This window comes from Bradyrhizobium sp., from assembly GCF_035484855.1.
GTDB lineage: Bacteria > Pseudomonadota > Alphaproteobacteria > Rhizobiales > Xanthobacteraceae > Bradyrhizobium.
Map to the genome: position 1 here is coordinate 33,263 of NZ_DATHOP010000154.1, position 26,024 is coordinate 59,286.

The 26,024-nt window shown below is 64.1% G+C and carries 21 protein-coding genes and 1 tRNA gene; 11 read left to right on the forward strand and 11 right to left on the reverse strand.

Translation table 11 applies throughout. The annotated features are described in order from the left end of the window. Positions 1 to 3 precede the first annotated feature (3 nt). Both VK804_RS17030 and VK804_RS17035 read left to right on the forward strand, forming a co-directional pair. Complete coding sequence (locus VK804_RS17030) at positions 4 to 1,506, forward strand: class I adenylate-forming enzyme family protein (protein WP_325372304.1); 1,503 nt, start codon at positions 4 to 6, stop codon at positions 1,504 to 1,506. Positions 1,507 to 1,597: 91 nt separating this feature from the next. Then, positions 1,598 to 2,830: a GGDEF domain-containing protein gene (locus VK804_RS17035; RefSeq protein ID WP_325372306.1), complete on the forward strand. Its 1,233-nt coding sequence runs from the start codon at positions 1,598 to 1,600 to the stop codon at positions 2,828 to 2,830. Positions 2,831 to 2,941: 111 nt separating this feature from the next. Here the strand turns inward: VK804_RS17035 and mfd are convergent, their stop codons facing one another. After that, positions 2,942 to 6,460 carry a transcription-repair coupling factor gene (mfd, locus tag VK804_RS17040; RefSeq protein ID WP_325372308.1) on the reverse strand — a complete coding sequence of 1,173 codons (3,519 nt, stop codon included), beginning with the start codon at positions 6,458 to 6,460 and terminating at the stop codon, positions 2,942 to 2,944. Further along, positions 6,457 to 6,744: a succinate dehydrogenase assembly factor 2 gene (locus tag VK804_RS17045; protein ID WP_325372310.1), complete on the reverse strand. Its 288-nt coding sequence runs from the start codon at positions 6,742 to 6,744 to the stop codon at positions 6,457 to 6,459. Before VK804_RS17045 ends, mfd begins: the two co-directional genes overlap by 4 nt. A gap of 854 nt (positions 6,745 to 7,598) precedes the next feature. Here VK804_RS17045 and recG point away from each other — a divergent pair. Continuing rightward, positions 7,599 to 9,707 (forward strand): ATP-dependent DNA helicase RecG, encoded by a 2,109-nt coding sequence (gene recG, locus VK804_RS17050; RefSeq protein ID WP_325372312.1) that lies wholly within the window; start codon positions 7,599 to 7,601, stop codon positions 9,705 to 9,707. A 133-nt stretch (positions 9,708 to 9,840) separates the two neighbouring features. Here recG and VK804_RS33035 read toward each other — a convergent pair whose 3' ends face one another. The 5 genes from VK804_RS33035 to VK804_RS17070 form a co-directional block, all read right to left on the reverse strand. Next, positions 9,841 to 10,131, reverse strand: coding sequence for a type II toxin-antitoxin system RelE/ParE family toxin (locus tag VK804_RS33035; RefSeq protein ID WP_414642804.1), 291 nt, complete (start codon positions 10,129 to 10,131; stop codon positions 9,841 to 9,843). Further along, positions 10,128 to 10,367, reverse strand: coding sequence for a hypothetical protein (locus tag VK804_RS17055; protein WP_325372314.1), 240 nt, complete (start codon positions 10,365 to 10,367; stop codon positions 10,128 to 10,130). The genes VK804_RS33035 and VK804_RS17055 overlap by 4 nt, the downstream gene beginning before the upstream one ends. Positions 10,368 to 10,399: 32 nt before the next feature. Continuing rightward, positions 10,400 to 11,173, reverse strand: a complete 774-nt coding sequence (locus VK804_RS17060) for a DUF502 domain-containing protein (protein ID WP_325372315.1) — start codon at positions 11,171 to 11,173, stop codon at positions 10,400 to 10,402. A 99-nt stretch (positions 11,174 to 11,272) separates the two neighbouring features. Continuing rightward, positions 11,273 to 13,099: a glutamine--fructose-6-phosphate transaminase (isomerizing) gene (gene glmS / locus VK804_RS17065; protein WP_325372317.1), complete on the reverse strand. Its 1,827-nt coding sequence runs from the start codon at positions 13,097 to 13,099 to the stop codon at positions 11,273 to 11,275. 193 nt (positions 13,100 to 13,292) lie between these two features. Further along, on the reverse strand, positions 13,293 to 13,466 hold the full coding sequence (locus VK804_RS17070; RefSeq protein WP_325372319.1) for a hypothetical protein: 174 nt from the start codon (positions 13,464 to 13,466) through the stop codon (positions 13,293 to 13,295). A gap of 26 nt (positions 13,467 to 13,492) precedes the next feature. On the opposite strand from VK804_RS17070, the gene VK804_RS17075 reads away from it, so the two are divergent. Next, on the forward strand, positions 13,493 to 14,674 hold the full coding sequence (locus VK804_RS17075) for a peptidase M15 (protein WP_325372321.1): 1,182 nt from the start codon (positions 13,493 to 13,495) through the stop codon (positions 14,672 to 14,674). On the opposite strand, the gene glmU is transcribed toward VK804_RS17075, so the two are convergent. Then, positions 14,675 to 16,030, reverse strand: coding sequence for a bifunctional UDP-N-acetylglucosamine diphosphorylase/glucosamine-1-phosphate N-acetyltransferase GlmU (gene glmU, locus VK804_RS17080; RefSeq protein WP_325372323.1), 1,356 nt, complete (start codon positions 16,028 to 16,030; stop codon positions 14,675 to 14,677). 177 nt (positions 16,031 to 16,207) lie between these two features. On the opposite strand from glmU, the gene VK804_RS17085 reads away from it, so the two are divergent. Together VK804_RS17085 and VK804_RS17090 are read left to right on the forward strand one after the other, a co-directional pair. Further along, positions 16,208 to 17,542: a hypothetical protein gene (locus VK804_RS17085; protein WP_325372325.1), complete on the forward strand. Its 1,335-nt coding sequence runs from the start codon at positions 16,208 to 16,210 to the stop codon at positions 17,540 to 17,542. Between the two features lie 173 nt (positions 17,543 to 17,715). Continuing rightward, positions 17,716 to 18,096: a hypothetical protein gene (locus VK804_RS17090; protein ID WP_325372327.1), complete on the forward strand. Its 381-nt coding sequence runs from the start codon at positions 17,716 to 17,718 to the stop codon at positions 18,094 to 18,096. Here VK804_RS17090 and VK804_RS17095 read toward each other — a convergent pair. Next, a complete protein-coding gene (locus VK804_RS17095) occupies positions 18,056 to 19,681 on the reverse strand; it encodes a glycosyl hydrolase family 17 protein (protein WP_325372328.1) in 1,626 nt (541 codons plus the stop codon). The genes VK804_RS17090 and VK804_RS17095 overlap by 41 nt on opposite strands. Before the next feature lie 251 nt (positions 19,682 to 19,932). Here VK804_RS17095 and VK804_RS17100 point away from each other — a divergent pair, with 251 nt between their 5' ends. From VK804_RS17100 to VK804_RS17115, 4 genes are all read left to right on the forward strand, one after another. Next, positions 19,933 to 20,523 carry a beta-1-3, beta-1-6-glucan biosynthesis protein gene (locus tag VK804_RS17100; RefSeq protein ID WP_325372502.1) on the forward strand — a complete coding sequence of 197 codons (591 nt, stop codon included), beginning with the start codon at positions 19,933 to 19,935 and terminating at the stop codon, positions 20,521 to 20,523. Between the two features lie 183 nt (positions 20,524 to 20,706). Then, positions 20,707 to 23,379 carry a glycosyltransferase gene (locus VK804_RS17105; protein ID WP_325372330.1) on the forward strand — a complete coding sequence of 891 codons (2,673 nt, stop codon included), beginning with the start codon at positions 20,707 to 20,709 and terminating at the stop codon, positions 23,377 to 23,379. A gap of 151 nt (positions 23,380 to 23,530) precedes the next feature. Further along, a tRNA-Lys gene (locus VK804_RS17110) sits at positions 23,531 to 23,606 on the forward strand. A gap of 96 nt (positions 23,607 to 23,702) precedes the next feature. Then, positions 23,703 to 24,080 (forward strand): hypothetical protein, encoded by a 378-nt coding sequence (locus VK804_RS17115; RefSeq protein ID WP_325372332.1) that lies wholly within the window; start codon positions 23,703 to 23,705, stop codon positions 24,078 to 24,080. Between the two features lie 130 nt (positions 24,081 to 24,210). On the opposite strand, the gene VK804_RS17120 is transcribed toward VK804_RS17115, so the two are convergent. Beyond that, positions 24,211 to 24,522 carry a hypothetical protein gene (locus tag VK804_RS17120; protein ID WP_325372334.1) on the reverse strand — a complete coding sequence of 104 codons (312 nt, stop codon included), beginning with the start codon at positions 24,520 to 24,522 and terminating at the stop codon, positions 24,211 to 24,213. 477 nt (positions 24,523 to 24,999) lie between these two features. Here VK804_RS17120 and VK804_RS17125 point away from each other — a divergent pair, with 477 nt between their 5' ends. Continuing rightward, positions 25,000 to 25,365 carry a hypothetical protein gene (locus VK804_RS17125; RefSeq protein WP_325372336.1) on the forward strand — a complete coding sequence of 122 codons (366 nt, stop codon included), beginning with the start codon at positions 25,000 to 25,002 and terminating at the stop codon, positions 25,363 to 25,365. Between the two features lie 142 nt (positions 25,366 to 25,507). Here the strand turns inward: VK804_RS17125 and VK804_RS17130 are convergent, their stop codons facing one another. Next, positions 25,508 to 25,822 (reverse strand): hypothetical protein, encoded by a 315-nt coding sequence (locus VK804_RS17130; RefSeq protein WP_325372338.1) that lies wholly within the window; start codon positions 25,820 to 25,822, stop codon positions 25,508 to 25,510. Positions 25,823 to 26,024 lie beyond the last annotated feature (202 nt).

The following is a 26,024-nucleotide window of genomic DNA, read 5'->3' on the forward strand; positions in this document are numbered from 1 at the left end:
CCCGTGATCCAGACCAACACATCGCCGACGCTCGACGTCCTGTTCAAGCGGATCCTGGCGCGAAAGCCGGACGCCCTGGCGCTGGTCGATCCGCTCGACAAGCCGCGCGTCACCGGCCAGCCGGCGAAGCGTCTGAGCTTCGCTGAGGCCGACCGGGCGATCACGGCGCTTGCGGCGCATTTCATCGAAGCCGGCCTGCCCAACAATTCCGTCATCGCGGTGCAACTGCCGAATACCATCGAGTTCGTCCTGACCGTGCTTGCGGCGCACCGCGCGGGCCTCGTGGTTGCGCTGTTTCCGCTGCTCTGGCGGCAGGCGGAACTGACGGTGGCGCTCAATCGCACCGGCGCGCGCGCGATCGTGACCTCGGGCAGGGTCGACGGCGTCAACCACGCCGACCTTGCGATGAACGCGGCTGCCGAAGCGTTTTCGATCCGCCATGTCTGCGGCTTCGGCAATCATCTCCCCGAGGGCATGGCCTCGCTCGACGTGGCACTTGCCGGCGACGCGACGACCAGGCGCGCCGTCGTGGAGGATGGTCGCAAGGCCGCGATCATCTCGTTCGACGTCACGGCCGACGGTTTTCGCCCCGTGCCGCGCACCCATTTGCATCTGATCGCCGGCGGGCTGGCGCTGTCGCTGGAAGCCGACCTGCCGCAAGGTTCGGTCTTCATGTCGGCGTTTGCGCCCTCGTCGTTTGCCGGCGTGATCTCGTCGCTGGTGGTCTGGCTGCTGTCGGGCGGGACGCTGGCGCTGCATCATCCCTTCGACGGCAATGTGCTGGAGCAGCAGATCAGCGAGCAATCCTGCGATACGCTGATCGCGCCGGCGCAGCTGGCGATGCGGTTGAGTGAAAACGAATTGTCCTCGCGGCTGCCGACCTTGCGCAACGTGATCGCGCTGTGGCGCGCGCCGGAACAGGTCCTCGCCAGCCCGGTCTGGACCGATCGACAGGCCGCGCTGACCGACGTCTATCTGTTCGGCGAAGCCGGCCTGTTCGCTGTCTGCCGCAACGCCGAGGGGGCGCCGGCGCCGGTGCTGCCGGGCATGCATGGCGCCCCACGCGAAGTTCCGGGCTCCTCGATATCGGGCGAGATATTCCTCACGCCGAAGGGAACATTGGCCTTGCGCGGACCGATGGTGACGCCGGCGGCCTATGCCTCGTCGGCGCCACACGGCGACTCGCTGATGGCGCAGCCGCCGCGCGATTTCGTCGATACCGACTATGCGGCGCGGCTCGACCGCTCGACCGGGGCAATCTGCATCACCGCGCCGCCATCGGGCATCATGGCGGTCGGCGGTTACCGGTTCCTGGCGACGGATTTGCTGGAGTGGGCACGGCGCCTCGGACAGGGCGCGCTGCTGACCGCGCTGCCCGACCGGTTGAGCGGCCACAGGCTCGCCGGACGCGCCCATGACAATGCCCGCGCCCGCGAGGCGCTCGCCGAACTCGGGCTTAACCCGCTGATGGTGGAAGCGTTTCGCGATCGGACCAGTTCCACCTAGTTGAAGTCGAGCGGCCGCGTTGACGGGCCATTAAGGCTGCCATCCTAGGATCGCGCGCTCGACGTCGAAGCGTCGATGGCGGGTTTGTCAGATGTCTCAGCAAGGTCCGATCATCGTCGTATCGCCGGAGGGGCGGCCGGCGTTTGCCTCTGCGCTGGACGAAGCGAAATTGTTTCCGGTGATCGACGCCGGCTGGGGCGACGTTTCGCGCGCGGTCAGAGAGCTCGCGCCGGCCGCCGTCCTGGTCGCCTTTTCCAACACGGCCCAATCCGGCCTCGGAGCACTGGCGAAACAGATCGCCGCGATCACGCCATATCTGCCGTTGATTGCGGTCGATCCCACAACGTGGCTTCCCGACAACGCCATTCCCTTCGCGCAGAGCGCCGGCAATTTCGATCGCCTGATGGCGCGGCTCCGCGCCGCTCTCCGGGTCAGGACGCTGCATTCGACCGTCATGCGAAGGCTCGGTAGCGACAAGGACGCCTGCCCCACGCTCGACGACAGCGATCCCGCGCGTGACGCCACTGTGCTGTTGATCGGCCGCGGCGCCTCCTATCCCGCGCTGTCGGTGGCGCTCGGTGCCCGGATGGGCGTGGTCGGTGCGTTCTCGATGGAGGCCGCGGCCAAACACCTCAACACCCGCGACATCGACGGCATCGTGCTCGGCGAGGGATTTTCCCCGCGCGTCGAGGACGCGTTCCTCACCGTGCTGGCCGAGGATGCGCGTTTCCGCAATTTGCCCGTCGTCCTGACCTCGGACGTACTGGCACCGAGCTACGACCTGCCCAATCTCGAGATCATCCAGGGCGAGCCGGCGCGGGTTGCCGCCAACGCGCGGCCGCTGATCCGCCAGCACGCCTTCGAGGCCCATCTCGGCCGTGTGCTCAAGTCGATCGATGCCGGCGGGCTGCTCGATGCCAAAACCGGCCTGCTGGTTTCGACCGCGTTCGATCGCGATTTCGCAACCGCCGTCAAACAGACGCTGTCCCATGGCGGCGGATTGTCGGTGGCGCGCTTTGCCTTCGATCCCGATCATCCGCGCGCGCAACTGGACGGCGCCCGGATCGTCAGCCGCCTGATGCGGCAAATGGATTTTGGCACGGCTCGGGAGGACGGCTCGGTCATCGTGGCCTTCCCTGAGACTGATCTGCGCAACGCCCACGGGATCGCGCGGCGGCTATCAAGCGTGATGCGCCAAACCAGCCACGGCAAGCGCGACACCCGCTCGGAGCCGGCGGTGACGGTTGCGACGCTGATGCCCGGGGACAGCGCGAAGTCGCTCTTGGCGCGGCTGCATGAGGAGCAGCAGCGCGCGGCGTCGTGACGGCGTCGATCGCGTAGGGTGGGCAAAGCGTAGCGTGCCCACCAACCAACCAATTACATCTAGCGATGGTGGGCACGGCGCAGGGGCGCCTTTGCCCACCCTACAGGCTACTCACGCCGCCTTGCGGTCCTCGGCGAGGCTTGCGAGCTGGTGCAGGATTTGCGTGGTGCCGGCCAACCGTTCCTCCGGCGTTTCCCATTCCTGGAAGAACACCACCTTCATGTCCGGCCGCACCCGCGCCGCCTTGCCGTGCTGCCGGATGAAATAGACCAGGCGATCCGGCTCGGCGAATTTGTTGTCGCGGAAGGCGATGACCGCGCCCTTCGGCCCGGCGTCGACCTTCTCGACATTGGCCCTGCGGCAATAGTTCTTGATCGCGGCGATCTTGAAGAGATAGCGCACCTCGTCGGGCAGCACCCCGAAACGGTCGCGCATTTCGGCGGCGAAATTCGCGATTTCGTCGTCGGTGTCGAGATCGGCCAGCCTGCGGTACAGCGACAGCCGCACCGCGAGGTCGGCGACGTAGTCGTCCGGGATCAGCACGGGCATGCCGACGGTGATCTGCGGCGACCAGCGGTCGGCCGCGGGCTCGGCGACGCCGGCCTTGAGGTTGAGGATCGCCTCCTCCAGCATCGACTGGTAGAGTTCGAATCCGACTTCCTTGATGTGGCCGGATTGCTCCTCGCCCAGCAGATTGCCGGCGCCGCGGATATCCAGATCGTGCGAGGCGAGCTGGAATCCGGCGCCCAGATTTTCCAGCGACTGCAGCACCTTCAGACGGCGCTCGGCCTGCACCGTGATCTTCTGCTGCGCCGGCAGCGTGAACAGCGAATACGCCCGCAGCTTCGAGCGCCCCACCCTTCCGCGCAGCTGATAGAGCTGCGCCAGCCCGAACATGTCGGCGCGGTGCACGATCAGCGTATTGGCGTTCGGGATATCGAGGCCGGACTCGATGATGGTGGTGGAGAGCAGGATGTCGTATTTGCCGTCGTAGAACGCCGACATGATGTCCTCGATGACCGTCGGCGCCTTCTGGCCATGGGCGACCGCGACCTTCATCTCCGGCACGTTCTTGTCGAGGAAATCCTTGACGCCGGCGAGATCCTCGATCCGCGGCACCACGTAAAACGCCTGCCCGCCGCGATAGCGCTCGCGCAGCAGCGCCTCGCGGATCATCAGCGGATCGTGCGGCGCCACGAAGGTGCGGACCGCGAGGCGATCGACCGGAGGCGAGGCGATGATCGAGAGATCGCGCACACCGGTCAGCGCCAGCTGCAGCGTGCGCGGGATGGGCGTGGCGGAAAGCGTCAGTACATGCACCTCGGCGCGTAATTGCTTCAGCCGCTCCTTGTGGCCGACGCCGAAATGCTGCTCCTCGTCGACGATCAGGAGGCCGAGATCCCTGAACTTGATGGATTTGCCGAGCAGCGCATGGGTGCCGACCACGATATCGATGCCGCCCTCGGCGAGGCCTTTCCTCACCTCCGTCATTTGCTTCGGCGCGATCAGGCGGGAAGCCTGCGCGACGTTGACCGGAAAACCGCGGAACCGGTCGGTGAATGTCTTGGTGTGCTGGCGCGCCAACAGCGTCGTCGGCACCACGACGGCGACCTGCTTGCCGTCAAGCGATGCCGCAAACGCCGCGCGCAGCGCTACCTCGGTCTTCCCAAAACCGACATCGCCGCAGATCAGCCGGTCCATCGGCCGGCCGCTTTCAAGGTCCTTCAGCGTCGCATTGATGGCGCCGAGCTGGTCCTCGGTTTCCTCGTAGGGAAAGCGCGCGCAGAATTCGTCATAGGCGTGCGGCTGCACCGGCAATTTCGGCGCCTCGTGCAAATGCCGCTCGGCGGCGATTTTTATCAGTTCGCCCGCAATTTCGCGGATACGGTTTTTCAGCTTGGCCTTTCGCGCCTGCCAGCCGCTGCCGCCCAGCCGGTCCAGATCAACATGGGCGTGGTCGGAGCCGTAGCGCGACAGCAGTTCGATATTCTCGACGGGGAGAAACAGCTTCGTGTCGGCGGCATAATGCAGTTCCAGGCAGTCATGCGGCGCGCCGGCGACGTCGAGCGTCTGCAGGCCGACGAAGCGGCCGATGCCGTGCTCGACATGCACCACGAGGTCGCCGCTGGCGAGACTCGTGACCTCGGAAATGAAATTGTCGAGCTTGCGGGCCGCCTTGCGCGGCCGCACCAGACGGTCGCCCAAAATATCCTGCTCGCTGATGACGGCGATCTGGTCGGTTTCGAAGCCGGATTCCATGCCGACCACCGCCAGCATGGTCTCGTTACGCGGCGTCGCCAGCACCGTCCGCCAGGTATTGACGCTGGTGAGATGGTCGAGCTTGTGATCCCGCAGCATGCTGCCCATGCGGTCGCGCGAGCCCTCGCTCCACAGCGCCACCACGACTTTCTTGCGCTGGGCCTGCAACGCCTGGACATGGGCGACCACGGCTTCGAACACGTTGACGGAAGTGTCGGCGCGTTCCGGCGCAAAATTGCGTCCCTGCCGCGCGCCGGCGTCGACGGCTAGCGTGCTGCCCTCGGGCAGTGCGAACGGCGTCAATCGCGCCAGCGAGGCTTGCTCCAGCCGCTTGTTCCACTCGTCGTCGGTCAGATAGAGCCGGTCGGGCGGCAGGGGTTTGTAGACCGCGCCGGCGCCGGGATGGCCGAGCGCCTCGCGCCGCGCTTCATAGTAATCCTCGATCTGCTTGAAGCGTTCGCGCGCAGCATCCTCGCTTTGCGGCTCGATCGCAATCGTCGTGCCGTCGAGATAGTCAAACAGCGTATCCATCCGCTCGGCGAATAGCGGCAGCCAGTGCTCCATGCCGGGATGGCGGCGGCCTTCGCTGACCGCTTCATAAAGCGCATCGTCGCGATCCGGCGCGCCGAAGGCTGCGACATAGCCCATCCGGAAGCGGCGGATGGTTTCGGTGACGAGCTGGAATTCGGAGATCGGGACCAGGTCGAGCGAGCGCATGTCCAAGAGCGTGCGCTGGGTTTCGGCGTCGAAGGAGCGGATCGATTCCAGGCTGTCGCCGAAGAAATCGAAGCGGACGGGCTGGTCGAGGCCGGCCGGAAACAGATCGAGGATACCGCCGCGCACGGCGTATTCGCCGGCTTCGCGCACGGTCGAGGCGCGCTCGTAGCCGTTATGCTCGAGCCAGGAGACGATGGAATCCATCGGTACGACCTGGCCGGGCGCCACCGACAGCGCCTGGGCTGCGACCTTTTCGCGCGCCGGCACCCGCTGCACGATGGCGTTGACGGTGGTCAGCACGATCAGCGGCCTGTCGCTGCCGGCAAGCCGGGACAACCGCGCCAGCGTGGTCATGCGCTGCGCCAGGATGCCGCCATGCGGCGACACCCGGTCGTAGGGCTGGCAGTCCCAGGCCGGAAACAGCAGTAGCGGTAAATCGGGTGCGAAGAACTCGAGCGCGCGGGCGAGCTGCTGCATCCTTGGCCCGTCGCGGCAAACCACGGCAAGGCTGATGGGCGGCGGATTGGGCCGGGCCGCGACCGCGCGCGCCAAATCCGAGATGACAAGGCCTTCGGCGCCCTCCGCGACATTGGCAAAGGTCAGGGGACGGCCGGGGACCAGCAATTCGGCGGGCGATCGTGCGGGCGCTTTCATGCCTCGGAGCTCGCACGAAACGATTTGATGCGGTCGAACAGGTCGCCGGCGTGATCTGGCGGCAGCGCGGCATTGCCGGTCAGCGCCGCATAAAGATCGGGATCGGGCACCTCGATCAGGCGCTCCAGTTGCGCCAGCTCGTGCTCGGGCAGTGTTCCGATCTCGGCGTCGGCAAAACGGCCGAGAATGAGGTCCATCTCGCGCGTGCCGCGATGCCAGCAGCGGAACAACAGCCGCTTGCGGCGGTCGTCGAGGCCCCCGCTCGATCGTGTCGATCCCGTCATGTCAGATTCCAGTGCAAACGCAGAAAGCCCGGACGTGGTGCCGGGCGAGGTTGATATAGCGATGGGGATGGGGAATGTCAGCCCTGTGTTGCCTGATTTATCGACAGTGTTGCGGGAATCCGCCATAGCGAGCCAACGGGTCGCGCGAATGCGCGCCCGATGACAGGCTCCGCGAAGCAATCCATCTTTCTTACTTGCTTTCTTGCTTGTTGCTCCATGGATTGCTTCGCTGCGCTCGCAATGACGTTGAGACATGACTTCGCGATCTCGCCGCATGCTTTTTGCGCGAGGTATCCCTTTATTTCCCGCCCTCTCCATTGAGGGCGCAGGGAATGCCGGGCGCTCGATGCGCCCGATAGTCACGTGTGCAACGGGTATTGGTAGAACGCACACGCGTTGTCAGGTCACACCGGAATCACCCGGCATTCCCCACGCAATGGTTTACGGATTATGGGCGCGCTCTCCCCGGTGCTCGGGCTCTTTGGCCACCGTCACCCGTGAAAGTGTCCTTCCACGGACTTGACACCAGCGTCGAGGTGCCAGGACCACGCGTCTTTTCCGTCCGCCACGAGCGCCTTCGTCAAGAGCACCCTTGGCGTCCACCGCATCCCGCCCCGCGTTGTTGACGTTGCGCAACGCCCCTTTGGTGGGGTGGGACGGAAGTAATATAGGATAATCCGAATATTCGGTAAAGAAGAATATTTTTTCGAGAAGGGCTTGACACGCGGGTCGAATAAGGACGTTGGAAGGTTGGTGATTTGCCCGACGCCTGGCAGATCAGCCGAGGGTTCCGCCAGCCCCCTTCATTCGGATACGTTAGTGTGACGTTACCCGAAAGGCTTTGAGTTTCCCGCATGCGCCCCACCCTGCTCAATCCGCTGTTCGCCCCGATCACCACGCTTTCCGGCGTCGGGCCGAAGCAGGACAAATTGTTCCGCTATCTGCTCGGCCGCGATGACACGCCGCGCATCGTCGATCTCTTGCTGCATCTGCCGGCGAGCGTGATCGACCGCCGGGCGCGGCCAAAAGTCCGCGACGCCGTGCCGGGCACCGTGGCCACGCTGGAGGTGACGGTCGACCGGCATCGGCCGCCGCCGCCGCGCAATCCGCGCGCGCCGCATCTGGTCTATGCCAGCGACGACACCGGCGACGTCGTGCTGACCTATTTCCGCAGTCCACAGGGTTTTGTGGAAAAACTGCTGCCGGTTGGCAGCAAGCGCTACGTCTCGGGCCATGTGCAGATGTATGACGGCATGCTGCAGATCACCCATCCCGACCGCGTCGTCGATGAAGCCGGATTTGCAAAATTGTCGGGCATCGATCCCGTCTATCCGCTCACGGAGGGACTGGCGTTGGGCTCGCTCCGCCGCGCGGTGGCGCAGGCGCTGCAAAAACTGCCGAAACTGCCGGAGTGGATCAGCCCGGAAGTCATTCGCCGCTGCAAGTTTCCTGACATAGCCGAGGCGCTGAACCGCGTCCATGTGCCGCTCGAGCTCACGGACATCCTGCCCGAGGGTCCGTTCTGGTCGCGGCTTGCCTTCGACGAACTGCTCGCGGGCCAACTGGCGCTGGCACTGGTGCGCGCGCAGTTGCGCCGGCCGGCCGGCGATCGCCACGCCGGCGACGGCCATCTGCGCAACAGGATCATCGACGCGCTGCCCTATGCGCTGACGGCCTCGCAGCGCCAGGCGGCAGCTGCCATCACCGAGGATCTGCGCCAGCCGGTGCGCATGCTGCGGCTGCTGCAGGGCGACGTCGGGTCGGGCAAGACCGTGGTGGCGCTGCTGGCGGCGGCTGCCGTCGCCGAGGTCGGCAAGCAGGCCGCTTTGATGGCGCCGACTGAAATTTTGGCACGCCAGCACATCAAGACCATCACGCCACTGGCGGAGCGCGCGGGCTTGCGGGTCGCGATCCTCACCGGCCGCGAAAAGGGCAAGGAGCGGCGCGAATTGCTGGCGCGGCTCGAGCAAGGCGAAATCGATTTCCTGATCGGCACCCACGCGCTGATCCAGGACGACGTGATCTTCAAGGCCTTGGCGCTGGCCGTGGTCGACGAGCAGCATCGCTTTGGCGTGCGCGAGCGGCTGGCCCTGACCGCCAAGGGAGAAGCCGTCGATGTGCTGGTGCTGAGCGCCACGCCGATCCCGCGCACGCTGGTGCTGACTTATTTTGGCGACATGGACGTCTCGGAATTGCGCGAGAAGCCGGCCGGGCGGCAGCCGATCGATACCCGCGCGGTGCCGAACAGCCGGCTCGGCGAGGTGGTCGACGCCGTCGGCCGCGCGCTGACGGCGGGAAAGCGCGTGTACTGGATCTGTCCGCTGGTCGAGGAATCCGAGGCCGAGGGTATCGAACATCTCACCAATGCGACCAAGCGGTTCGAGAGCCTGCAAAAGCACTTTGGCGACCAGGTCGGTCTCGTCCATGGCCAGATGAAGGGTGCCGAGAAGGACCGCGTGATGGCGCAGTTCGCGGTCGGCGAGATCGGGCTTTTGGTGGCAACCACCGTGGTCGAGGTCGGTGTCGACGTTCCCGCCGCTACCATCATGGTGATCGAGAACGCCGAGCGCTTTGGGCTGGCGCAACTGCACCAGCTGCGCGGCCGGATCGGCCGCGGCTCGGAAGCCTCGACCTGCTTGCTGCTTTACCAGGAACCGCTCGGCGAAATGTCCAAGGCGCGGCTGAAGGTGATTCGGGAGACCACCGACGGCTTTCGCATTGCCGAGGAGGACCTGAAACTGCGCGGCGAAGGCGACGTGCTCGGCATCCGCCAGAGCGGCCTGCCCGGCTACCGCATCGCGCGCTCGGACGTCCATGCCCAGCTGATCACGCAGGCCCGCGACGAGGCGCTGCGCATCATGAAGGACAACCCGAAGCTGAAGGGCGACCGCGGCGAAGCGCTGCGTGTCCTGCTCTATCTGTTCGAGCGGGACGAGGCGATCCCGCTGATCGGCGCGGGGTAAGCCGACCGCGTCATTCCGGGGCGATGCGCAAGCATCGAACCCGGAATCTCGAGATTCCCCGATGCGCAATTGCGCATCTGAGGTCTGGTCCTTCGGACCATCCCGGAATGACGTTGGGGTTTGCGTGGGATGCTCATCGGCCCCAGCCGCGCGGACGAGGCCGTGATGTATGACGGATATGCGTGATGTGAACTTCCTCTTCGGCGACCCTGTAGAAAATAAGATAGCGCAGCCGTGGAACCACGATCACGCGCGCGTTCGGTTCGTCAGTTGCCCTGCCCGCCAATGGGTTCTCTGAGAGCTTTCGCGAACAATCGATGAGAAGTGCGACGACACGGGCAGCGACGTCCGGACTGTCCTGGCTTATGTAAGCGTGAATTTGAGCGAGATCGCGCTGAGCGGGTCGAGTAAAGCGGACCTTCATGCACGAAGGTGCAGGCGATAGAGTTCGTCGATTTCCTCATCGGAAGCGAAGTCGCCGCGACGCGCTGCGTCCATGCCGGCACGAACTGCAATACGCTCTTCATCGGACAGCTGGTACACGCCGCTGCGACGGGATTCGATTTCACGAGCGACCTCAGCAAGCTCTTCCTGATCCTCTTCCGGCCAGGATTGGACCCGCTCCAGTAATGTTTTTGTCCCCGGACTCATGGCGTTCAACCTACCACTGCTTTTCCGATTTCGCTAAGCTCTCACTCCACCTTCGCCGCTTCCGGCTGCAGCGTGCCTGAATTCGCCACCCTTGCGGCCTCGGCCATGCCGGCCAACGCGGCGACTTTCTTCTGGCCGTCGGAGCCGGGCTGCACCACGCCGCAGGACATGATCAGGGTGGCGGCGTCCTCGGCGCTCATGTCGACTTCGATGATCTTGCTTCTGGGCACATAGAAGAAGAAGCCCGTGGTCGGATTCGGCGCACACGGCAGGAACACCGAGATGTGCTCCTCCTGGCCCGGCAGGTTGTTGGCGACCTCCTCGCTCGGCGCCTGCGAGATCAGCACGATCGACCACATGCCCGGCGAGGGAAACTCGACCAGGCCAACGCGGCGGAAACTCGATCCCTGCCCGGAAAACAGTGTCTCGAACACCTGTTTCAGGCCGCGATAGATCGCGCGCACCGCCGGAATCCGCCCCAGCAGTTTCTCGCCGAGATCAACCAGCGTCCGCCCGATCAGATTGGCGGTGAGGAAGCCCAACAGCGTCAGCGCGATCACCGCGACGATCAGGCCGGAGCCCGGCAGCCCGAACGGCAGGTAGGTCTCCGGCCGATAGGCGATCGGCACGAACGGCCGCACCAGGCCATCGACCCAGGTCACAAACCACCAGGTCAGATAGAAGGTGATGGCGATCGGGCCGGCGACGACCAAGCCGGTCAGGAAATAGTTCCGGAAGCGGGCCATGAAGCCCCGAGGCGCATCCGGTGGGAGTTCGGCCGGGAGCACGGGCGGAGGCGTGTTGTCGCGGTTCATGGGGGTTCCAAGTCGGTCCGGCGGGTTTCTCATTAGCCAGCTAGGGTCTTTTAGCAGGTTTTTGAAGACCTGAAGCGACCATGCGGCGGTTTGCCCGGCCTATTCGACGGTCACCGATTTCGCCAGGTTGCGCGGCTGATCGACGTCGGTGCCCATCACCACGGCGGTGTGATAGGCCAGAAGCTGCACGGGGATGGCGTAAACCATCGGCGTGAAGGTCGACCCCATGTCGGGCAGCACGATCGTCACCAGCGACTCGATGGTCGCCTCCGTTGCCCCCTTGGCGTCCGTCATCAGGATGATGTTGCCGCCGCGGGCGGCGACTTCCTGCATGTTGGAGACGGTCTTTTCGAACACCCGGTCATACGGCGCGATCACCACCACCGGCATGTTCTCGTCGATCAGCGCGATCGGTCCGTGCTTGAGCTCGCCGGCGGCATAGCCTTCGGCGTGGATGTAGGAGATTTCCTTCAGTTTTAACGCGCCCTCCAGCGCCAGCGGATAGCTGGTGCCGCGGCCGAGATAGAGCACGTCCCTGGATTTTGCGATCTCGCGGGCGAGCTTTTCGATCTGCGGTTCGGTTGCGAGCGCCGCCGACATCAAACGCGGAATTTCGACCAGGCCATGAACGAGTTTTGCCTCGTCCGCGTCCGACAACTCGCCGCGCGCCTTGCCGGCGGCGACCGCCAACGCGGCCAGCACCATCAACTGGCAGGTGAAGGCTTTGGTGGAGGCGACCCCGATTTCCGGGCCGGCCAGCGTCGGCAGCACGGTCTCGCTTTCGCGCGCTATCGTCGAACTCGGCACATTGACCACCGACAGCGTATGCACACCCTGCGCCTTGGCATAGCGCAGCGCGGCCAGGGTGTCTGCGGTCTCGCCGGACTGCGACACGAAGATCGCAAGATCGCCCTTGCGCAGGGGCGCCTCGCGATAGCGGAACTCGGAGGCGACATCGAGTTCGACCGGCACGCGGGCGAGCCGCTCGAACCAGTATTTGGCGACGAAGCCGGCATAGCTCGCCGTGCCGCAGGCCACGATCGAGATGCGCTGAATATCCTTGAAGTCGAACGGCAGTTTGATCGGCAGCGCCACGCGCTCGGTGGCCATGTCGACATAGCGCGCCAGCGTGTGGCCGACCACTTCGGGCTGCTCGTGGATTTCCTTGGCCATGAAGTGGCGATAATTGGCCTTGTCGGCCAGCAGCGTCGCGGCGCTGTGCTTGAGGGTGTCGCGATGCACCACCGCATTGTCCTTGTCGTGGATCACGGCGCCGCTGCGCGTCAGGACAGCCCAGTCGCCGTCCTCGAGATAGCTGACGGTGTCGGTAAAGGGGCCGAGCGCAATGGCGTCGGAGCCGAGATACATCTCGCCCTCGCCATAGCCGATCGCCAGCGGCGGGCCGTTGCGGGCGCCGATCATCAGATTATCGTCGCCGGCGAAGATGAAGCCGAGCGCGAACGCGCCGCGAAGTTTTGTCAATGCCGCCTTCACCGCGTCGGCCGGTTTGAGGCCTTGAACCAGATAGTCGTCGACCAGATGCAGCACGATCTCGGTGTCGGTCTCGGTCTTGAAAACCGTGCCCTTCTTCTGCAGCGCCTCGCGCAATTCGCGGAAATTCTCGATGATGCCGTTGTGGACGACGGCGACGCGCGCGGTCGCATGCGGGTGCGCGTTGCTCTCGGTCGGCTTGCCGTGGGTAGCCCAGCGGGTGTGTCCGATGCCGGTATGGCCGGCCAGCGGCTCGGCCTTCAGGCGGATCTCGAGATTTTTCAGCTTGCCTTCGGCGCGGCGGCGCTCGAGATGATCGCCTTCGAGCGTGGCGACGCCGGCGGAATCATAGCCGCGGTATTCCAGCCGCTTCAGCGAGTCCACGATCTGATCGGCGACCGGTCCGCGCCCCAAAATGCCGACAATGCCGCACATGCGGATCAATATCCCCAAATCGTCGAAAGATCGTCCAAATCTGCGCCTGTTCGTCTTAACGAGAATCGAAGCTTCCCAGATACTCAATAATTATTGCGGATTGAAACAGCGTTAAACGGAAGGCTTAACGCTTGCGGCAAGCCCCTCGAAGCGGCTGCCAGGGCCAGTATAGCATCGGTCAGGACGAAGGATTTCACTGAGTTCCGCCGATTTTCCCCTCGTATTCGCCTGGATCGCGCAACTTTTCGAGGGCGCCGCGTTGCGTTCGGGCGACAATCCCCTTAAAAATCCAGTGCTTGGGGTTTTTGCCTTTGCGCGTTGACAGCGTGATGCCACGGCCGTCGTGGTTAAGCGCGCGATCGTGCAAGGCGTCTCGATCGGGGACGATGATCCATGAACCCGCGACTGGCAACGATGGCCGCCTGGTGCCGAGAACTCACAGTACCGGTTTTGGTTCTGGCGTCGCTCGCTGCGTTCGGTTCTGCCGGAAGCGGGAAAACCGGCACAGCACCAATCGTCAGCCGCCTCGCCCCGGCCCTGACCGCCGATGTCAATTCCGCCGACAAGAGACAGCCGCTCGCCGTTGACAAGACCGATGTCGTGGCCGCCAGCGCGCCAGTGACGGAGGCGCTCGCCGAGCCGACGGCCGCGCAGGAGCCGGAACCGCAGCCGAAGCCGATTGTGACGGCCGCGTTGACGGACACATCGGAAACACTGCCGTCCGGACCATCTCCCGCAGAGGTCGCCAGCGTGAGCCCGGCGAATGCGCAGCCCGCCGACGCCGAGCCTGCCGGCGTCAAGCCTGCCGACACGACGCTTGCCGATACCAAACCGTCCATCGGCTCAACCGAAATCCTCGACGAGTGCTTCGTCGTCGACGCCTGCGTCGACCGCTATTTGTGGGCGCTCTACCAGCGCACGCCCAAGGAAGACACCGTCAAGGAGCAAACGCAGCGCGAGGTAACCGTCAAGCGCAAGGGCAAGATGGTGACGGTGACACGAACCATTTCGCAGGTGGTCGATGAGGACTTTGCGTGGAAGGATCCGAAGGCCGCCGAGCACATGGGCATGTCGATGACGGACTACGTGATCGACGGCATGGACCGGAATTTCAAGCTGAGACTGTTTCATCTGCTTTACGCTGCCGAACAGGCCGGCCTGTCGCCCGGCATCACCAGCGCCTTCCGCGACGACTATCGCCAATCGATCGCCAGCGGCCTCAAGGCGGCCAACGACCGCTCCTATCATGGCGGCAGTTTCCGTGGCGGCTATGGTCATGGGCTCGCGGCCGACATCGTCAGCGTCAAGGGTGCCACGCGCGACGAGCGACACGCCTCCAGCGAAACGATATGGAACTGGGTCGACAAGCATGGCCAAGAGTTCGGGATCGGACGGCCCTATCGCGACCACGATCCCCCGCATGTCGGACCGATCGACGGCTCGGAATATGTCAGTCGCCGTGGTGCAAGCAGTGCCCGGCAAGCTGCCGCGAAGCCACGCCACGCGGCCGTCGCTCGCGCTCACGCCGATCAGAGCGCGGCGAAACGCGTGAGAACAGCGAACGCGGTGCGCTGATCAAGCCTTCGGCGTCTTGTCCCGCATCTTCATCTCGCGGATTCGCTTGGCGCCGCCCTCGCGGTTGGTCTGGGGGCTGCGCTCGACTGCCAGCGCGTCCGCCGGCACGTCCTTGGTGATGACCGAGCCCGAGCCGACATAGGCGCCGGCGCCGATCTTCACCGGCGCCACCAGCGAGGAATTGGTGCCGACGAAGGCGCCCTCGCCGATCTCGGTCCTGTGCTTGGCAAAGCCGTCGTAATTGCAGGTGATGGTGCCGGCGCCGATATTGGCATTGGCGCCGATATGGGCGTCGCCGATGTAGGAGAGATGGTTGACCTTGACGCCGGCATCGAGCGTCGCCGCCTTGGTCTCAACGAAATTGCCGATCCGCGCACCGTCGCCGAGCGAGGTGCCCGGCCGCAGCCGTGCATAGGGTCCGACGGAAGCATTCTTGCCGATCCTGGCCTGCACGAGATGCGAGAAGGAATGGATCACCGCGCCGTCCGATATCGAGACGCCGGGGCCGATCACCACGAACGGTTCGATGATGACGTCGCTCCCGAATGTGGTGTCGGCGGCAAGGAAAACCGTCTCCGGCGCGATCAGGGTAACGCCGGCTTCCATCGCTTGCTTGCGCAGCCGCGCCTGCATCACGCTTTCCGCTTCGGCAAGCTGCGCCTTGGTGTTGATACCGCGCACTTCATCCTCGCTGGTTTCGATCACGACCGCCTCCCATCCAAGCTCGCGGACGACGGCCACCGCATCGACCAGATAATACTCGCCCTTGCTGTTGGCACATCCGATTTTTTCGATGATTTCGAGCGCCTTGCGGCCGTCGAAGGCCATCACGCCGGCATTGCACAGATCGATCCCGCGCTCGGCCTCGCTGCAGTCGGCATGCTCGCGGATCGCAATCAGCCGGTCACCTTCGAGCAGCAGCCGGCCGTAGCCGGTCGGGTCTTCGGCGCGAAAGCCGAGTACCGCCAGCGCCGCGCCGTCTTTCAACGCGGCGCGCAGCCGCTCAAACGTCGCGGCCGAAATCAGCGGCGTATCGCCGAATACGACCAGCAGATCGTCGGCGCCGCTGACAATCGCGTCGCGCGCCGCCAGCACCGCGTGCGCGGTGCCGAGCCGTTCGCGCTGGATGAATATGCGCGCATCCGTACGCAGGCGCTTGATCTCGTCGGCGACCGCTGTGTGGTCCGGCCCGATTACCACCGCCAGCGCATCGTTCTTGCCCTTTGGACTAGCGGCGAGCACATGCGCCAGCAGCGACTGGCCCGCCACCGGATGCAGCACCTTCGGCAGTTTGGAGCGCATGCGCGTGCCCTCGCCGGCCGCGAGCACGATCGTGAGGCTGGATCGAGCGGTCATCCGAATCCCCGGGGCGTTGCGGGCGGAAGCACCGCCGCCGCCGTCATAAAGCGTTTTCGCCGTGCATGGAAACCCCGTTTGGCAGGCTTTGGGGCCCCGAATTCAGGATGACGACGCATTTCCTGTTAATGTTTGCCACATGATTCGGGTGGGCCGCAGGGGGCCGAAGGCGTTCGTATGGCAAGGAATAGCGACCAGCTCGCAGGCCACTTCGAGACCGGGAATACCGGCGGGGTGATGTCCGGGCTGTTGGCCGAAGAGGATGTCTTCGACCGCCGCGCGCTGTGGCGGATCGGCTCGTGGGGCGTGGGCGCAGTCGGCGCCGTGGTGCTTGCCGTGCTCGCCAACCAGTCGCAGCTGTCGATGCGGCGCGAACAGGTCGCCGCCGCCGACCTGACGCGCCAAGCCGAGCGGCTGCAATCCTTCGCCAAGGAGACCACCAACGAGACCCACAGGCTCGCTTCCGCCGTCGATACGCTGAACGGCGATCGCGACCGGCTGTATTCGCGCGTCACCGTGCTGGAACAGGGGCTGGATTCCGTGACCGGCGCGATTGCCCGGCAAAAGGCCCCGGCGGCGCCGCCCCAGCCTCAAGCCGCCGCGACGCCGTCTCCGGCCGCGTCCCCGACGGCACCCGAGCCTAAGGTGGCGGCGCAAAACCCCGCTCCCGCCCCCACGCCTTCTCCGTCCCCGGCTGCTCCCCCGCCAGTGGCGGCGCCGGTCGCGACGACGATGGCCATGCTGCCCGCCAAACCGGTCGACAAGCCACAGCCGCCGGCCGCAGCCGAGCAGGCTTCGGCTGCGGTCGTAGCCGTTGTGCCAAAGGCGGCCGATCCACCCCAACCGCCGCCGCCGCCCGCCCCATTGGTATCAGCGAAATCGATGATGGCCCCGCCCGATCCGGCCGCGACCAAACTGATCGAGCCCGAACAGCCCGCGAAGGCCATCATTGCCGCACCGATGGCGGACGTCGTGGCGTCGGCGCCGCCCGCCGAGAAGGCGGAAGAGGACACGCCAGCCGCGGCACCCGAGGCGCCCGCCGCCGACGTCGCGGTGCAGAAGACCGAATTCGGCGTCGATATCGGCGGCGCCAATTCGGTTCCCGGCCTGCGCGCGCTGTGGCGTGGTCTCCTCAAATCGCGATCGAACGCGGCGCTGACGACGCTGCGTCCGATCATCGTGATCCGCGAAGGCAATAACGGGCTCGGCATGCAGCTGCGGCTGGTCGCAGGTCCGCTCGGCGACGCCGCGGCGGCGGCAAAAATCTGTGCCGGCCTGATGGAAAACAAACGTCCCTGCGAAACCGCCGTGTTCGACGGCCAGCGCCTGGCGATGAGGCCCGACGAACATCAGATCGGCGAACCCGGGGCGGCCGCGGCCAAGCCTGCCCCGGAGGCCAAACCCATCCTGCACAGGCGTTTCAGCGCCAAGCGGGCGTCCAATGATGACGCGGCCAAGAAACCCGATACTGTTTCCACGCTGTCGTCGTTCTTCAGCGGCGGCAAGCATTAAAAAAACCAGTGATCCCAATATCTTGAATTCAGACTCTCATGTCGTTTGGTCGCGGTCGCGGTTTCATTTGAATGCGCCGGGTTGTCCCGGTCGTCGTTCCCGACCATATTGACTCCGGGCTAGACGCATTTTCTTGCGGCTAACCGGGGTCCACTTAGCCGGAAAATGCTGTTGTGAAAAAGAACCCGTTTCGGCTGACGCCCTATCAGGTGCAGTGGCTGCTGGTGGTCGGCTTCGTGACCGTCGGTTATGCGCTCTACCTGCGCTATCTCGCGATCGAGTTTTCCCCGGTGGCGCTGGCCTGCGATGCCGGCCTGCCGACCATACTGTGCAAGACGCGGGCGCTCGCGACCTCGCTGTTCCGCAATTCGGTGTTCGGCGCGGTCGCGCTGGTCATCGCCGCGCTGCATGTGATCCGGCCGTCGATCGTGCTGTTGACGCTCGGGCTGATCGCCGCCGGCTTCGGCATTGTGCTCTACAATGTCGTGCTGTCGGGGATCGCGATAGGCCTGCTCATTTTGGGATTTGCGCGACCCGCGCCTGCCACAGCGTGACCGCGAGCAAAAGATACATCGCGCAGGTCCAGAGCGACTGCCAGTTGTCAGAACCTTCGTTGAAGCCGGTATAGATCGCCGACACCGCCAGGAGTCCTGCAAATACCGCCTCCGTGATCGGCCGCGCACCCGCCTGCGGGCGGTTGAGCAGCATCAGGGCCGCAAACGGCACCGTGGCCATGGTCAGTGCGGCAAACGGGAAATCCTTGTAGCGCGGGTCGAACACGAAGCCGAGCGCGGTCTGCGATCCGATCAGGGTGGTTACGGCCAGCGCCACGCCGAGGCCGATGGCAATGGCGGAGCGGGTCCTTCCCTCGCGCGGACCGAGCAGTTCCAGGAAAGTCGGCAGCGGCTGTCCCGATACCAGGGCGTTGGCGGCAAGCAAGGGCGAGGCGATGGCGGCCGCCAGCAGCGCGCCCCACAACAGCCAGCCGCCGAAACCGTAGCTCTCATAATACAGCTTGTCGGCGGCGACCCCGAACAGGATTCCGGCCGTGGTCGCGCAGAGTGCGACCGCAATCCACGCGGCCGACCGCGGCGTCCAGGGCCGCCGCCGCAGCGACAGGAACGCCACCGCGAACACCATAAAGCTCAAACCCATTCCGCCGCCCATCTGCAGCTTCCACAGCGGATAGTTGCTAATGGGCTCGCCGGGCGGATATTTCAGCATGCGGTGGACGGAATCGAACAGGCCCCAATAGCCGCCGACAGTGCCCTCAAGCTCGCGCTTCCACGGCTGGTCGTAGGCCTCGATCAGGTTGACCCGAAAACCCTCCCCCTTCGCCCGATCGAGGATTTCGGAGACGACGCGGGCCTGATTGGTCCGCGACGGCAGCGCGCCGTCGCGCATCCGCCCCTCGCTCGGCCAGCCGGTCTCGCCGACCAGTATCTCCTTGCCCGGAAACGCCACCGCCATCCGCTTGCGGATGGCGTCGACATGATCGGCGGCGAATTTGGCGCGGATCGGAAAATCCTCCCAATAGGGCAGAATATGGATGGTGACGAAGTCGACGGCGTCATAGACCTCGCGGCTGCGCAGCCAGTATTCCCAGACATCGGCATAGGTGACGGGAACGGTGACCTGCGCCTTGACCGAACGGATGGTGGCGACGAGGTCGGCGGTGGTCATCTCGCCGCGTAGCAGTACCTCGTTGCCGACGACGACGGCGGTGATGACCGCGGGGAATTGTTTGGTGAGACCAACCACGGTCGAAATCTGCGCGAGGTTCTTCAGCCGGTCGCTGCCGAGCCAGATGCCCTGGATCACCTTCAGCCCGACCTTGGCCGCCTGTTCCGGCACCTGATCCAGCCCGTGCTCGATCGAATAGGTGCGCACGCAATCGGTGATTTTTGCGAGCTGCGCTAGGTCCTGGGCGATCTGTTCCTGGGAAATATGCGTGGTCAGAAGCAGCGGCGTCTGGGCGCCGCGGAATGGCGCGTAGGAGACGCATTGCAATTTGTCGTTGGGATCGATCGGCGCGCGCGACAGCGTGATCGGCGTGGCCAGCCACCACCAGACCGCGGCAATCGCACCAAGGGACAACAGGAGAAGCGCCAGCGGCGTACGAAGCGAAATCGGTTCCATCCTTGAAACGGCCGGGATCGTCGATTAGCCGGTCAGTGCCCGTCTGCCAAGAGCAGGCCGGGCGGCAACTCGGGGGTGGTGAGGCACAGGCTTTACCACAACACGATAAAGTTGTGAGTTTGCTGGACAAAATTCGAAATGTCCGCCATGGGAATCCGCTGGAAGTCTCCGCCGCATTGGGGACCCATTTGGACGGCAATCAAACCGGCGCGCCCTGGCTGGACGCGGGCGGGAACAAAATCGGGGAATTCATGCGTCGACGGGTGCTGGAGCTTCAAAACAAGGTTTTGCGCCACCTCGCCGTCCCCGGGCTCATCCTGCTGATCGGTGTTGGAAGCGCCTTCGCCCAGAGCGGCGGCGACACCAAGGCGCAGGACAAGCCGGCCGCCAATGGCACCCAGCCGGCCGATGCCGCCAAGGACAATCAGCGCAAGACCGACGAATTCGCCGAAGCAGCCCAGGCCATCAATGGCCCGGCCGGCAACCCGGAATGCGTCTGGTTCGGCCGCCGCGTAGTCCGCCTGATGTTTCTCGACGATATCGACACCGCACTTCGCCATCTCGATCTCTACGACCGCTTTGGTTGCCCCGGCGGTCACGTCCAGGCAACGTTCCGCTGCCTGACCCGGTTTGGTGCCCAGATCGATCCGAAGGTGGCTTCAACGCTCGATAGCCGTGTCCATGCCTGCTGGATCAATCCGGCCGCGCAACCGCAGGCGGCCGCGGCCGCCACGCCGGCGCCTTCGGCGCCAACCACCGCAGGCAGCGCCGCACCGGCGCCGGCGCCTTCGCCGGCTCCCCCCGCTGCGGCCGCACCGCCCCCACCTGCGCCCGCCAAATAATCGGTTCCGGCGAAACGACCGGGATTGCTGCGGTTGGCGCCGCTTGCGCCTTTAAAATACCATCGCGTCATAACAGTTGTTAAATCGCGTGGCAGAGTTATGTAATAGCTCGCCGCTGATTTGGTCGGATCTCGGGGACGGGTCCGCTTCCCTGCCACTCTTGCCCCTCATGGTTCCGTCGCGATGCGTGCCGTCGTCGCTGTACTCTTGTTCGTGACCGCGGTTCACGCTGCGATGTGGGGCGCGCTGCGGGATCGTGAGCAGGCCCCCGACTTCAACGGCATTTTGCCCAGCACCTCCTATGCGCCCTTCGAACCCGGGCACACCGTCGACATCGCCGTCGACAGCGAGAAGGTACGCGCCGACCTGAAGAAGCTGTCGTCGCTGACCCGGGCGGTCAGGCTTTATTCCTCGACCGAAGGCGCCGAACTGGTGCCGCCGATCGCCGCCGAATTCGGCCTCAAGGTCACCGTCGGCGCCTGGATCGACAAGAACACCGAGCGCAACGATCGCGAGATCGCAGCCGCCATCGAGCTTGCCCGGCACAACAGCAACGTCATCGGAGTCGTCGTCGGCAACGAAACCGTCTACCGCGGCGAGCAAAAGGTCGACGACCTCATAGAGCTGATCAAGCGAGTCAAGAAGTCAGTCAATGTCCCTGTAACTACTGGTGAAATCTGGAATATCTGGCGCGACAATCCGCAGCTCGGCTACTCCGTCGATTTCATCGCCGCCCACGTCCTGCCGTACTGGGAGAACTTCACCTCCGATCAGGCGGTGGACCAGGCGGTCTCGATGTACCAGCTGTTGCGCGATCAGTTCCCCGGCAAGCGGATCATGATCGCCGAGTTCGGCTGGCCGAGCGCGGGCTACAATCTGCGCAATGCCGAACCCGGCCCGTTCCAGCAGGCAAAGGTGCTGCGCACCTTCGTCACCCGCGCCGAGGCCATCGGCATGGAATACAACATCGTCGAGGCGATCGATCAGCCCTGGAAATTCTTCGAAGGCGGCGTCGGCCCCTATTGGGGCATCCTCAATGCCGCGCGGGAGCCGAAATTCTCCTGGACCGGACCGATCGTCAATCCGGACTACTGGAAGCTCGCGACCATTGCCGTCCTGGTCGGCATCCTGATGTCGCTGCCGATCCTGCGGCTGGCGCAGCCCACGGTGATGCAGGCGCTGATGCTGTCGCTGGCGGCCAACGGCGTCGGCGCCTGGGCCGCGACCGTGTTCGCCTATTGGGCCGGGCATTACTTCGTGTTCGGCTCGGCGTTTGCGCTGACGCTGGGATTGATCCTGCTGGTGCCCTTGGTGTTAATCGCGATGGCGCGGATCGAGGAAATGGCGGCGATTGCCTTCGGCCAGAAGCCGCGTCGCCTGATCGCCAAGACCGCGCCGCTGGCGCCCGCCACCATCGGGGAGGACATCGCGTTTCCAAAGGTCTCGATCCATGTGCCGGCCTATTTCGAGCCGGTGGACATGCTCAAGCAAACGCTCGATGCGGTCTCGCGGCTCGACTACCCGAACTTCGAGTGCGTGGTCATCATCAACAACACGCCGGACCCGGCGTTCTGGCAGCCGATCCAGGATCATTGCCGCGCGCTCGGCGAACGCTTCAAATTCGTCAACGCCGAAAAGGTCGAAGGTTTCAAGGCCGGCGCGCTGCGCATCGCCATGGAACGCACCGCTGTCGATGCCGAGATCATCGGCATCATCGACGCCGATTACGCGGTCGAGCCCGACTGGCTGAAGGACCTCGTGCCGGTATTCGCCGATCCCCGCGTCGGCCTGGTGCAGGCGCCGCAGGACCATCGCGACGGCGACCGTTCGCTGATGCACTACATCATGAACGGCGAATATGCCGGGTTCTTCGACATCGGCATGGTCCAGCGCAACGAGGAAAACGCCATCATCGTCCACGGCACCATGTGCCTGTTGCGCCGCGCGGCGATGGACATGGCCGGCGGCTGGTCGAGCGACACCATCTGCGAGGATTCCGATCTCGGCCTTGCCATCATCGAGCACGGCTGGCTGACGCATTACACCAACCACCGCTACGGCCATGGCCTGCTGCCCGACACCTTCGAGGCCTTCAAGAAGCAGCGCCACCGCTGGGCCTATGGCGGCTTCCAGATCGTCAAGAAGCATTGGCGGCGCTTCCTGCCGCAAGGCAGCCGGCTGTCGCCGGACCAGCGGCGCGAATTCGCATTGGGCTGGCTGAACTGGCTAGGGGCCGAAAGCCTCGGCGTGCTGGTCGCCATCCTCAACCTGATCTGGGTGCCGATCGTGGCCTTTGCCGACATCGCCATTCCCGACAAGATCCTCACGCTGCCGATCATGGCCGCCTTCATCGTCTCGCTCACGCACTTCGTGGTGCTGTATCGCCTGCGCGTGCCCGTGAAATGGGGCCAGACGCTGGGCGCGATGGTGGCGGCGATGTCGGTGCAATGGACGGTGTCGCGCGCGGTCGCCAACGGGCTGATCACCGAGCATTTGGCGTTCTCGCGGACCTCGAAGGGCGGCTTCTCGCTGGTCTCGGTCGAGTTTCAGGCGTTCTGGGAAGCCGTGATCGGCGTGCTGCTCCTGGTCGGCGCGGCCGTGCTGGTGGCCACCAACAGTTTCAAGCAGGTGCGCGAAATCTATGTGTTCGCAGCCGTCCTGGTGCTGCAGAGCCTGCCGTTTTTGTCCGCAGTCGCGATCGCGATCCTGGAAGACTCCCGGATGAACGCGTTTGCCTTCTGGCGCAACACCGCCATCCGCACTGCGGAACTGATCGGCCTGCGCCCGGTGTCGCTGCCGACGGTGATCGGCACCTCCCAGCCGGTGGCGTCAGAAATTCCCCGCGAAACCCGTTGACGGGCAATCGCGTTGCCGTAGCCCTACGAGCATGAAGAGTCAGCGCTAACGGACGGCGGTATTTGGCGAATCCGGGTTTTTCCGACGACTTCCCGGCCTTGGGCCACGCTATTGACCCACACCAAGCCGCCCCCTACACAGCGCCTCACGTGAGCGCGTAGCTCAGGCGGTAGAGCACGTGACTTTTAATCATGGGGTCGAGGGTTCGAGTCCCTCCGCGCTCACCAAGTAAATCAATAACTTCGCTAAGAGTTTGTGCTGATTGCTCTTGCTCTCGCGTGCTGGTTGTTAAACAGTGACCTTCGGTCGGGGGATCACTAACAATGCGTATATTGGGAATCGTGGCGCTAGGCGCCGCGTTGGGCGGCTGCGCGTCTTCTTCTTCTGACATTGCACCCGCGTACGTCTCGCCGGTCGCGTATCAATCATATACCTGCCAGCAATTGGCGCTTGAGGCGCAGGCGATATCGACCCGCGCCGCGGCACTCTCTGGTGCTCAAGATCACCAACGCACAAATGACGGCTTAGCTACCGCTGCAGCGATCGTGGTGTTCTGGCCGGCGGCATTCTTCGTCGGCGGCGACAAGCAGACCGCTGCTGAGCTATCCCAAATGAAGGGGCAGATGGTCGCGATCGAACAAGCCTCGATCGCGAAAAAATGCGGCATCCAATTTGAAGGGCAACGTCCGCCCGGCACCTAACTTTCGCACAAGGGCGGATTGGAAGCCGAAGGCGTAATCCGCCGTTCACCGGCGATAGAAAGGTGGGTTACGCCTTCGGCTAACCCACCCTGCGAGCTGTGCTGGTGCGCGCGCACAATGGTGCTGTCGATCATGGCGTATTCATTTTCGGGCGCCAGATGCGTTTCAATCGGTACATATTCGCCATAAGTACGTTGCCGTTGGCATCGCGGCCACAGGCAGGGTTATATCCGGAGTCGCGCAGGTTCTTGATGTACATGTCGTGAGCATTGGCATCGACGAAATGCTCGGGAAGCGAAGCGTTGGCGTTGCTGCAGGGAACGGAAGCGTTGGCGTCGCGGTAGTGGTGCTGCGCTCCCTTAACATCGGTCTGGACTGACTGGTCAGCCATTACGGTGCCAGTGAGGACAAGAATGGACGAAGTGGCCAAAATAAGTCGCATGATATGATCCTCCGTTTTTTGCTTTTGAAAGCTGAACGTAAAACACGCGGCGACTAGACCACTTTGGTGTAAAAAGTTCAGTCCCGCTTCGGTAACTTTTCATCGCGACTTTTGACGGACTCGTGATGCCGTTGCGCCCGACGTAAATCTCTAAAAGCGCGGTTCCGATTCAGGAGCAGACGTTTGTTGCTGCGCTGCCGCGATTCGAAATTAGGACAAAAGCCCTGTCCGGGATGATGGAATAGGCCCGACTCGCTGGCTCGGCCCTCCACATAGCAAAAGAAACGGCCCCGGCTGACCCACGCTACGAGCTATTTTCGTCCGGGCCTACAGATTGGATATCTATCAGAAGATGTAAAATCTCGCCTTGCATCGTAAGACGATAACGCGGATGATGCAGCTGCAACAGCGCTAGAAGCCTAAAGCGACCGAAATTTCGATCGAATAGCTCGGCATAGCGATTAAGCGGGGGATGAGATGACCACGCAATACGACCAAGCCAACTGGCTGCTTACTGACGAACACCAGAAGCTGACGATAATTTTCTTCGAGCCTGCGGGAGTAGCTGCAGTCTACCTTGCAATCTATCGCATCACGAATGAATCGGAATTCGATATCATCGTCACAACGGCTCGTGGGACTCAGCTGCTTCTTCCGGCCAACAGGAAGACGCCATCGTCGCTCGACGTTTCTTCCACAAGGGTTGATCTTTCTCCGGCCCGGCCGCTGGAAAAAGGTGCAAGCGCCGCCGGCACTTATCAGGATATATGTTGCTCGTTGGCTCAATCCTCGATGGCGATAACCAAAATAACCTCTCCGCCGGTCGATAATGGGGGCGCGTAATTCGAGACGACAGCAGATACGCGGGGCGGATTGGAGCCCAACGGGCGTGCGCATAGCGCTACCAGATGACAGGCTCCGGCGTAATCCGCCATTCACCGCCGATGAACAGGTGGGTCACGCCTTCGGCCAACCACCCGATGAGCTAGGGTTTCGCCGGTTCAGCGGGCGTAGCGCCTTGAGCTTTGGCGGCCGCCGACTGGCGGTCGCGCGCGGCGATCAATTCCTTCTGGAGCTTCGATCGTTCGTCGGGTGTCATCGCCGGCATTTCGCGCTTCGGCGGCAGATCTTCCACCGGGAGATAAGCGCTTGCTTTCGGAGGCGCCGGTGCCTCAGCCCGCGCGTCCATCAGCGATGATCCAGCCGTAGAAGTCGCGCAGCCGCCGAGCGCGAGGCTCAACAACAGCGCCGTTCCAGCAGCAAGCCCCGCGATCTGCCGATAGATATGCGCAATACCCATGCATGATCGTTCAACGAGCATTGCGGGCCAATTATGTTCGTCCGCGGTTCCTCATGACGTCAGCGCAGGCTTTGCGCCGGCAAGGTTAATCGACAGCTACCAGGGGCGCGGACCGAAGCCCCCGCCCCCGCTTGGGAAAACCTTTCGCGTGCAGGGAACCCCGGGCTATGCTTTGGTGTGATGGAGTGCGCTATCACGGAAA